5 protein-coding genes are annotated in these 10069 nt (G+C 71.6%); all 5 read left to right on the forward strand.

Annotated features, from left to right (window positions below):
* Window positions 1-870, forward strand: an 870-nt coding sequence (locus D7Y21_RS37550) for an SDR family oxidoreductase (protein ID WP_121718259.1), incomplete at its 5' end; no start/stop codon positions are given.
* Window positions 871-934: 64 nt separating this feature from the next.
* Window positions 935-2341 (forward strand): hypothetical protein, encoded by a 1407-nt coding sequence (locus D7Y21_RS37555; RefSeq protein ID WP_121718260.1) that lies wholly within the window; start codon window positions 935-937, stop codon window positions 2339-2341.
* Between the two features lie 106 nt (window positions 2342-2447).
* Window positions 2448-2660 (forward strand): hypothetical protein, encoded by a 213-nt coding sequence (locus D7Y21_RS41620; protein WP_147443163.1) that lies wholly within the window; start codon window positions 2448-2450, stop codon window positions 2658-2660.
* Window positions 2661-2764: 104 nt separating this feature from the next.
* On the forward strand, window positions 2765-8662 hold the full coding sequence (locus tag D7Y21_RS37560; RefSeq protein WP_121718261.1) for an Ig-like domain-containing alpha-2-macroglobulin family protein: 5898 nt from the start codon (window positions 2765-2767) through the stop codon (window positions 8660-8662).
* Window positions 8662-10069 (forward strand): transglycosylase domain-containing protein (locus D7Y21_RS37565; RefSeq protein ID WP_199735568.1); only part of this gene is annotated, 1408 nt, incomplete at its 3' end. The genes D7Y21_RS37560 and D7Y21_RS37565, both read left to right, overlap by 1 nt.

The raw sequence follows: 10069 nt of genomic DNA on the forward strand, positions 1-10069 counted from the left end.
GGGGCCACGGTGTACTGCACCGGGCGCAGCGTACGGGGTGGGCTTGCGAGCGGAGCGTCGCGGCCGGAGACGATCGAGGAGACGGCGGAGCAGGTGACCGCGCTGGGCGGGAAGGGCATCGCGGTGCGGGTGGACCACTCCGTGGAGGAGGAGGTGGAGGCGCTGTGTCAGCGCATCCGCGCGGAGGCCGGGAAGCTGGATGTGCTGGTCAACGACATCTGGGGCGGGGAGACGCTGCACGAGCTGGGGCTGGCGTTCTGGAAGCAGTCTCCGGCGAAGGCGCGGCTGATGTTCGACCGCGCCGTGTACACGCACCTCGTCACCAGCCGCTACGCGGTGCCGATGATGCTGGAGCGCGACCGGGGGCTCATCGTGGAGGTGACGGATGGGGACTCGTTCGGCTACCGGGGCGCCGTCGCGTACGACGTGACGAAGATGGCGGTCATCCGGCTGGCCTTCGCGATGTCGAGGGACCTGCGCCGCACGAACCTCACGGCGCTGGCGGTGACGCCGGGGTTCCTGCGCTCGGAGGAGATGCTGGATGGCTTCGGGGTGAAGGAGGCGAACTGGCGCGACGCGGTGAAGAACGTCCCGGACTTCATCGCGTCGGAGACGCCGTCGTACGTGGGCCGCGGGGTGGCGGCGCTCGCGGCGGATCCGGACGTCCACCGCAGGGCGGGGCGTGTGGTCGCGTCGTGGACCCTGGCGCGCGAGTACGGGTTCACGGACCTGGATGGTTCGCAGCCGCACTGGGCGGAGTATTTCGAGCGGACCTATCGGAAGCCGTACACGGTCGCGGACGACGCGGCCTATGCGTCGTGGCTTGGCGGCTCCATCGAGATTGTCTGCCCGGACTGGCCGAAATACTGACCGTGCACGGCCCATCCCCTGCGGTCGGGTGACGCGCTATGGTCTGACGCGAGAGGTCGCGCACATGGCCAAGGGGCACCGCAGGAACGACGAGCCGGATCGGATCGACGAGACCCGGGTCGCACCGTTGGACGACGACCTGGACGAGACGGACGAGGTCCGCACCGAGCAGACCCAGGTGCCGCCCGCGGTGCAGCGCGACGCCGCGGAGGCAGCCCGTTCCTCCGCGGCGGCTCCCGGCCGGAAGTCCTGGGGCAACCAGTCGCGGACCGCGCCCCCCACGGGCGCGGCCCCGCGCGTCGCCGAGTTCACTGGCCTGGAGACGCGGATGACGCCGCCTCCGGTTCCCGACGATGACCTGGTCCTGGAGACCCGCGTGGATGGGTTGTCGCCCCCGCCGCCGCCCCCTGGCCAGGGCGCGTGGGAGGAGGAGGACGCCGCGTTTGCTGCTCCGGCGACCGCCGCACGCCCGTCACGTGACGGGGAGAATGTCCGGCAGGGGCGCGCGGGCGAGGGTGCTCGCCCATCGCGTGGCGGCGCACGCGAGAACGGGCAGGGCGCTCCAGAGGCCGTTCGTCCGGGGCGTGCGGTGACTCGCGAAGAGGGGCAGGACCTGCCGGAGATCGTCCGCCCGAGTCGCGGTGGTGCACGCGAAGAGGGCCAGGGCCTTCCGGAGATCGCGCGCCCTTCCCGGGGAGCGGGCTCCGCTCGTGGCGGCGCGAAGCAGGGCGAGGGGCAGGGGCTCCCTGAGATCGCCCGCCTGGGCCGTGACGGCGCGAAGCAGGAGGAGGGCTTCGAGCTGCCGGAGATCATCCGCGCGGGCCATGGCGCCGAACTGGACGGAAGCTCCTCCGAGCCTCCTCGCAAGGCCAGCCGGCCGGAGCCGATGATCTTCGCTCCACTCCCGTCCGCGCAGGCGGCGAGCCAGTCCGAAGCGGCGCCCGAGCTGCGCACGATGTTCGCCACCCACTCCGCGCTGCTCGCGGAGCGCCTCAAGGCCGAGCTCCAGCACAAGATCTACGGCCGCTCTCCGCACCGCATCCTCCGCGTGGACGAACCCGAGGGTCCCAGCACCGCGGGTGGCAAGCAGGCCCGTCAGGCCATCTCGCTCGTGGACCGCAAGGGGACCGCGCCCGCGCTCGTCGCGGGCTGGGTGGACGTGGCCAAGGGACAGGCCTCGCTGCGCAACCACGAGGCCGTGGCCAAGCGCTACGAGTTCCAGCACGGCACGCCGCTGGAGCTGGTCCCGGAGGAGTACGAGAAGTTCCTCACCGACGTGGACGAAGTGCTGCGCACCGCCGCCATCCAGGTCCGCATCCTCGTGCCGGACGAATCCGCGCCCACGCGCGCCACCGTAGGGCAGCAGACCCCGCGCGCCACCGGCGTCGCCGTGCGCTGGGTGATGCTGCTCGTCGTCGTGGCCTTCCTGTTGGGGCTCGGCGCGGGCGCCACGCTGCTGCGCGGCGGCTGAAGGCCCGCCACTGTCCGCTGAACGAAGGGGCGCTGCGCACCGGTGCGATGGCCCGGCCGCCTCGCCCCTTCCACCTTGGTGCCTCCCCATCCGGCCGGAGGCACCCATGGCGTCATCCCCTCGCCGTCCGAAGTCCCACCTGCGCAAGCTGCTGGGCGGCTGCGTCGTGTCCGTTGCCCGGGCCTTCGCCCCGACCTCCGTGCTCGCGGATGGTCCTCCGGTGCTGGATGTCAGGCTGCGTTACAGCCGCGTTCCTGGCCCGGGCCGGGACTCTCAAGCGCTCGGAATCCGAGGTGCGGATCCGCGCCTCAGCGGATGACGCGGGAGTGAAAGCGGGGCGGGGTGCCCCATGGTACGGTGCTCGCGTCATTTTTCAGGGGGGACATCCACGATTGCCCGCCCTGGAACTTCGTGAGCCCCACCATGCGCAGACTCTCTCTGCTGGCCCTCTGCCTCGTCGTCGCCACCGCGTGTTCATGCGGCGACAAGGACTCGAAGGGCGGCCCCTCGGAGACCGGCACCGCGCCGACTCCGTCCTCGAAATCCCCTGGCCTCGCCGTCGAGCCGCTGCCCGAGCCTCCCGCGCTGAAGATCGACGCCGAGGACGCCGCGGCGCAAGGCCCGCTCTCCATCGCGGCCGCGCGGCCGACGGGCCAGGTCTACGGCAGCGCCCGGCCGACCATCACCTTCACCAAGCCGATGATCGCCCTGGGCTCGGTGGCCGCGGAGCGTGGCCTGGCGGCCCCCGCGACCATCACCCCCGCGCTGGAAGGCGAGTGGCGCTGGCTGGGCTCCGCGAGCGTGGAGTTCGTGCCGAGCGCGCCCGTGAAGCTGAGCACGCAGTACACGGTGACGGTGCCCGCGGGCCTCAAGGCCATGGACGGCACCGCGCTGGCGCAGCCGTACACCTTCCAGTTCGAGACGCAGCGCCCCTCGCTCCAGACCGCGCAGCCGGAGTCGGAGTTCCGCTGGGTGCAGCCGGAGCAGGTCTTCACGCTGACCTTCAACCAGGCGGTGAAGGACCTGGCGCAGCACGCGCGCCTGGAGCCCGCGGCCGGCGCGCCCGTGCCGCTCACGCTGGTGAAGGCGACGCCGCTCGCGGACGTGAAGGAAGTGCAGGTGGGCAGCGGCCCGGCGCGCAGGTCCCAGGACCGCCGCGTGAAGTACGAGCTGAAGCCCGCGCAGAAGCTGCCCTCGGGGACGCAGTTCACCCTGGTGGTGGACGGTGAGCTGACGGGCACGGAGGGCCCGCTGCCCATGGGCGAGGCGGTGCGCCACCCCTACGCCACCTACGGCGCGCTCAAGGTGGAGTCCGCGGGCGCGTGCGTGTTCACCTGGGGCGAGGAGCAGTGCTCCTACGGCCCGCTCATCCTCTTCACGTCCAATGAGCTGGACGCCGCCTCGCTCAAGGGCAAGGTGACGCTGGAGCCGAAGGCGGAGATCGACTGGGAGCGCGTGCAGACGCAGCTGCCGTGGTCGGGCTCGGAACTGAAGAACCCCTACGTGTCGCTGCCCGGCCGCTACCGCCCCGGCACCACGTACAAGATCAAGGTCGCGGAAGGGTACAAGGACCTCTTCGGCCAGACGGGCCCCGCCTTCCAGGGCCAGGTGAAGCTGTCGGACGTGGAGCCGTCCTTCGACTCCGGCTCGCGCGAGGCGCTGGTGGAGGCGTCCGGTGACGGCTCCATCCCCATGGTGACGACCAACGTCCCGGAGGTGCAGGCGGAGGTGTGGGCGCTGTCTCCCGCGCAGCTCGCGCAGCTCATCGACACCAGCGAGTGGCCGTCCTCGGAGCCCTACCGGACGACGTTGGACACGAAGTCCGCGCGCAACGTGGAGCGCACCACGCCGTTGGATCTGCGCCCGGCGTTCAGCGGGGCGAAGACGGGCCTGTTCCTCGCGCGGCTCGATGCGCCGTCGCTCAAGCAGAAGTACCCGCGCCGCGTCATCGGGCAGGTGACGGACCTGGCGGTGCACGCGAAGCTGGGCGCCGCTTCGGGCGTGGTGTGGGTGACGTCGCTGGCGACGGGCGCCCCGGTGCCGGACGCGCAGCTCACGCTCTGGGACAAGCAGGGCACGGAGCACTGGACGGGCACGACGGACGCCAACGGCCTGGCGAAGGTGCCGGGCCTGTCGGAGCTGCTCAAGCCCAAGAACGAGAACGCCTGGGACACGCCCTGGGCCATGGTGTCCGCGGTGAAGGACACGGACATCGGCGTGACGCTGTCCACGTGGGAAGGCGGCATGTCGCCCGGCGCGTTCTCGTTGCAGAGCGCGTGGGAGGGCCGCGTCGCGGACAGCCTGGGCTTCGTGTTCGCCGACCGCGGCATCTACCGCCCCGGTGACGACGTGATGCTCAAGGGCGTGGCGCGCTACCGCCGCCTGGGAGTCCTCAAGTCTCCGCCCGCGAACACGAAGGCGCAGGTGACGGTGACCAGCTCGCGCGGCGAGAAGGTCTTCCAGACGGAGGCCACCGTCACGAAGTACGGCACCTTCCGCGCGGACCTCAAGCTGGGCAAGGACATGCCGCTCGGCTACTACGACGTGGCCGCGAAGCTGAAGGTCGGCGGCGAGACGCTGAGCTACGGCGGCACCTTCCGCGTGGAGGAGTACCGCGCGCCGCAGTTCCGCGTGGACGTGGCGGTGCCGAAGAAGGACGTCGCGGCCGGCGAGCCGCTCACCGCCCGCGTGGACGCGCGCTACCTGTTCGGCGGCGCCATGGGCGACGCGCAGGTGCGCTGGAGCGTGCAGCGCGTGAGCTCCTTCTTCACGCCTCCGGGCAATGAAGCCTTCACCTTCGGTGTCAACACCTGGTGGTGGGACGACGACCAGCCGGAGCACAGCAGCGAATCGTTCGGCTCCGGTGACGGCCGCACGGACGCGCAGGGCCAGCTGGCGCTGGCGGTGGGCAACGCGGACGCGCCCGGCGGCAAGACGTGGGAGTACACGCTGGAGGCGGAGGTGGAGGACGTCAACCGTCAGCGCGTGGCCAACCGCAACCTCATCATCGTGCACCCCGCGGACGTCTACGCGGGCCTGCGCACGCTCTCCACAGGCTTCGCGGAGGCCGGCAAGGAGGTGGGCCTGGAGCTGGTCGCCGTCACGCCCGAGGGCAAGCGCCAGGACGGCGTCGCGGTGGACGTGAACATCAAGCGCCGCGAGTGGAAGTCCATCCGCAAGAAGGGCGACGGCGGCCAGTGGTTCACCGTGACGGAGCCGGTGGAGACGGAGGCTGCGAAGTGCAATGTGAAGAGCGCGGCGACGCCGCAGCCGTGCAAGTTCACCCCCGCCGAGCCCGGCCTGTACGTGATGGAGGCGGTGGCCACGGACGCGAAGGGCCGCAAGGCGACGACGCGCGACTCGCTCTACGTCACGGGCTCCGGTTGGGTGTCCTGGCAGCGCAACGACACGGATCGCATCGACCTGGTTGCGGACAAGCAGCTGTACGACGTGGGTGACACCGCGAAGGTGCTGGTGAAGAGCCCGTACCCGCAGGCGGACGCCATCATCACGGTGGAGCGCGAGGGCGTGCTCAGCGTGCGCCGCGTGAAGCTCAAGGGCAGCGCCACCGCGCTGGACGTGCCGCTGGGCGAGGGCGCCATCCCCAACGTCTTCGTCGGCGTGGTGCTGGTGCGCGGCCGTGTGGAGGCGGCCAAGGGCATCGAGTCCGGTGACGACCCGGGCCGCCCCGCGGTGCGCGTGGGCTACACCCAGCTGAAGGTGGAGAAGAAGGCCAAGCGCCTGTCGGTGGCGCTGACGCCGGACGCGCCGGAGAAGCGCCCGCGCGACAAGGTGACGGTGGACGTCGCGGTGAAGGACGCGACGGGCAAGGGCACGAAGTCCGAGGTCACGCTCTGGGCCGTGGACGAGGGCGTGCTGCGGCTGACGGGCTACAAGGCTCCGGATCCGCTGGACGCGATGTTCCAGGAGCGCGGCCTGTCGGTGCGCATCGGCGAGCCGCTCATCCACCTGGTGCTGCGCAAGCTGTATGGCGAGAAGGGCTCGCGGCCGGGCGGCTCCGGCGGCTCCGACACGACGGGCTCCGGCATCCGGTCCAACTTCAAGACGACGGCGGTGTTCCAGTCGGTGGAGACGGACGACCAGGGCCAGGCGAAGGTGGAGTTCACGCTGCCGGACAACCTGACCACCTTCCGCATCATGGCGGTGGCCGTGACGGACGCGGACCGCTTCGGCGTGGGCGAGAGCAAGGTGCAGGTGGCCAAGCCGCTGCTGGCGCTGCCGGCGCTGCCCCGGTTGGTGCGCGTGGGTGACAAGGCGGAGGCGGGCGTGGTCATCCACACCACCAACCCGGCCATCAAGGAGGCCAAGGTCACCGCGCAGCTCACGGGCGTGCGCGTGGAGGGGCCCTCGGAGAAGACGGTGCAGCTGGACGGCAAGGCCCGCGAGGTGCGCTTCACCTTCGTGGCCGAGCAGCCGGGCACCGCGGTGCTGCGCTTCGCCGTCGCGGGTGGCGGTGAGACGGACGGGGTGGAGCAGAAGATCCCCGTGCAGCTGCCCGTGGGCATGGAGGCGGTGGCGGTCTACGGCGACACGACCAACGAGCGCGTGGAAGGGCTCAAGCCGCCGGGTGGCGTGCGTCCGGGCATGGGCGGCCTCTCGCTGACGATGTCCTCCACCGTGATGGGCGGGTTCGACGAGTCGATGAACCAGCTGGTGGACTACCCCTACGGGTGCCTGGAGCAGATGTCGTCGCGGCTGGTGCCGTTCGTCGCGCTGCGCGAGCTGTCCGGCAAGTTCGGCGTGGCGTGGACCGGCGGCTCGGAAGAGCAGAAGCAGGCGTTCGTGCGCGGCTTCCTCAGCGAGGACGCGCTGAAGACGCAGGGCACGCTGGATCCGGACGCGGTGGTGACGGCGACGGTGCGCAAGATTGAAGCGCTCCAGAACCACGACGGCGGCTTCCGCTTCTGGGCCTCCAGTGATTGCGCGTCGCCGTATGCGTCCGCGTACGCGACGCTGGCGTTGGCGCGCGCGAAGGAGGTGGGCTACCCGGTGAACGCGGGCGTGCTCGACAAGGCGAGGAAGTTCCTGGCGGACAAGGTGGCGGCGGGCGTGTGCACGCAGTGCGCCTATGGCTGCAACGCGCCGGGGCTGGAGACGCGGGTGTTCGCGCTCTACACGCTGTCGCGCATGGGGTCGCCGCGGCCGTCGTACTACAACGAGCTGTTCGAGCAGCGGCAGAAGCTGCCGCTCTTCGCGCAGGCGATGCTGACGGACGCCATCTTCGTGGGGAAGGGCAACCGCGCGCAGGGACAGAAGCTGCTCCAGGAGCTGCTCAACCAGGCCCAGGAGTCCGCGGCGGGCGTGCACTTCCAGGAGACGGACCCCAAGACGTACGCGCCGCTCTGGTCCTCCGACACGCGCACCACGGCGCTGGTGCTCCAGACGCTGGTGGACGTGCAGCCGGATCACCCCTACGTGTCGAAGATGGGCCGCTACCTGGCGTCCGCGCGCGAGGGTGACGGGCGCTTCCGCAACACGCAGGAGGCGGCCTTTACGCTGATGGCGCTGTCGGAGGTGGTGCGCCGCAAGGAGACGGCCGTGCCGTCCTTCGAGGCGGTGGTGAAGCTGGGCGGGCAGGTGATTGCCTCCGCCGACTTCAAGGGCCGCGACATGGGCGTGAAGACGGTGCAGGTGCCGGTGGAGAAGCTGGGCCCGGCGGACAAGGCGCAGCCGCTCACCTTCGGGGTGAACGGCACGGGCAACCTCTACTACGGGGCGCTCCTGCGCTACGCGCCGGCGCAGCTGCCGGTGGACCCCATGGACCGGGGCATCATCGTCCAGCGCTGGTTCGAGCCGTACACGGGCGGCGGCCAGGCGAAGGCGGCGCGCGCGGGCGAGCTGGTGCGCGTGCGCGTGCGCGTGGCCACGCCCATGCGGCGCAACTTCGTGGCGGTGGACGTGCCGCTGCCCGCGGGCCTGGAGCCGGTGGACACGTCGCTGGCCAGCACGGCGCGGCTGCCGGGCCCCGCGGGCTCCGGCCAGGAGGAGGGCCCCGGCGATGGCTACGAGTACGAGAGCGAGGAGGACCTGTCGGAGACGGACGAGCCCCAGAACGTCTGGGCGACGCGCTTCTGGTCGCCGTTCAACCACACGGAGATGCGGGATGACCGCGTGGTGTTCTTCGCCGACGAGCTGCCCCCCGGTGTGCACGTGGCGACCTTCGTCGCCCGGGCCACGACGCCGGGTGACTTCCTGCTCAAGCCCGCGCACGCGGAGGAGATGTACGCGCCGGAGGTGTTCGGCCGCTCCGAGGGTGGACGCTTCCCGGTGCTGCTGCCGGACGAGGTCGCTTCGAAGTGATGAAGCGCCTCACGCTTCGCGGGACGGTGCGCGCCGTGGCGGTACTGGCGGCGCTCCTGGTGGTGGGCTGCGCGGGCTTCATCGCGTGGCCCCTGCCGGGGACGTTGTTGTCCCGCGAGGCGTTGTCCTCGCTGGTGCTCACCGACCGCACGGGCCACGCCCTGCGCGAGGTGCTCTCCCGCGAGGACGGACGCAGTGTGGGCCTTCCGGAGGGACGCATTCCTCCGAAGGTGCGGCAGGCCTTCATCGCCGCGGAGGATCAACGCTTCACGTGGCATCCGGGCGTGGACGTGGTGGCGGTGGCCCGGGCGGCGCGAGACAACGTGTCCGCCGGGCGCATCGTGTCCGGCGCGTCCACGATTCCGCAGCAGCTGGCGCGCAGGCTGGTGCCCCGGGAGCGCTCCTGGTGGGGCAAGGCCGGCGAGGCGCTGTGGGCGCTGCGGCTGACCGCGCACCTGTCCAAGGAGCAGGTGCTGCTGGAGTACCTGGACCGCGTGCCGCTGGGGAACTCCACGTTCGGCGTGGAGGCGGCGGCGCGGCGGTACTTCGGGCGGCCCGCGGAGCGGCTGTCGGCGGGGCAGGCGGCGCTGCTCGCGGGGATGGCCCGGTCGCCCGCGCGGAGGGATCCATACCGGCGGCCGGAGATGGCCAAGGCCGGGATGCGCGACGTGCTGTCGCGCATGGTGGAGGAGGGCTTCCTGACGAAGGAGGAGGCGCGGCTGGCGGAGGAGACGCCGCTGGACCTGGTGCCTCCGGAGCGCGTGTTCGAGGTGCCGCACCTGACGACGGCGCTGCTCCAGCGGCTGCCGGAGCTGGGGTTGGATCGGGCGTCGCGCATCGAGACGACCATCGACCCTGCGCTCCAGGTGGCGGTGGAGAAGGCCATCACGGAGGAGCTGCGGGGGCTGGCGCACCGGCGCGTGGGCGAGGCGGCGGCCATCGTCATCGACAATGCCTCGGGCGAGGTGCTCGCGTACGTAGGGTCCTCGGACTTCCTGGATGAAGAGAAGGGCGGGCAGAACGACGGCGTGCGCTCGCTGCGGCAGCCGGGGTCCGCGCTCAAGCCGTTCGCGTACGGGCTGGCGCTGAGCAAGGGCTTCACGCCGTCGAGCGTGCTCGCGGACGTGGAGGTGCACCTGGCGACGCCGGGCGGCGCGTATGTGCCGAAGAACTATGATCGGCGCGCGCACGGTCCGGTGCGGCTGCGGGCGGCGCTGGCGTCCAGCTACAACATCCCGGCCGTGCGGGTGGCGGACGCGCTGGGGCCGGAGCAGGTGCTGCGCGTGCTGCGCGAGGCGGGCTTCCAGAGCCTCAAGGAGAGCGCGTCGCACTACGGCGTGGGCATCGTGCTGGGCAACGGGGACGTGACGCTGCGCGAGCTGGCGCGGGCGTACCGGGGGCTGGCGC

The sequence above is a fragment of the Corallococcus sp. AB045 genome (assembly GCF_003668895.1).
Classification (GTDB): domain Bacteria; phylum Myxococcota; class Myxococcia; order Myxococcales; family Myxococcaceae; genus Corallococcus; species Corallococcus coralloides.

What these genes read in the sequence shown, in the direction of transcription:
- D7Y21_RS37555 (WP_121718260.1), top strand. Translation starts at nt 935, where the DNA reads ATGGCCAAGGGGCACCGCAGGAACGACGAGCCGGATCGGATCGACGAG.
- D7Y21_RS41620 (WP_147443163.1), top strand. Translation starts at nt 2,448, where the DNA reads ATGGCGTCATCCCCTCGCCGTCCGAAGTCCCACCTGCGCAAGCTGCTG.
- D7Y21_RS37560 (WP_121718261.1), top strand. Translation starts at nt 2,765, where the DNA reads ATGCGCAGACTCTCTCTGCTGGCCCTCTGCCTCGTCGTCGCCACCGCG.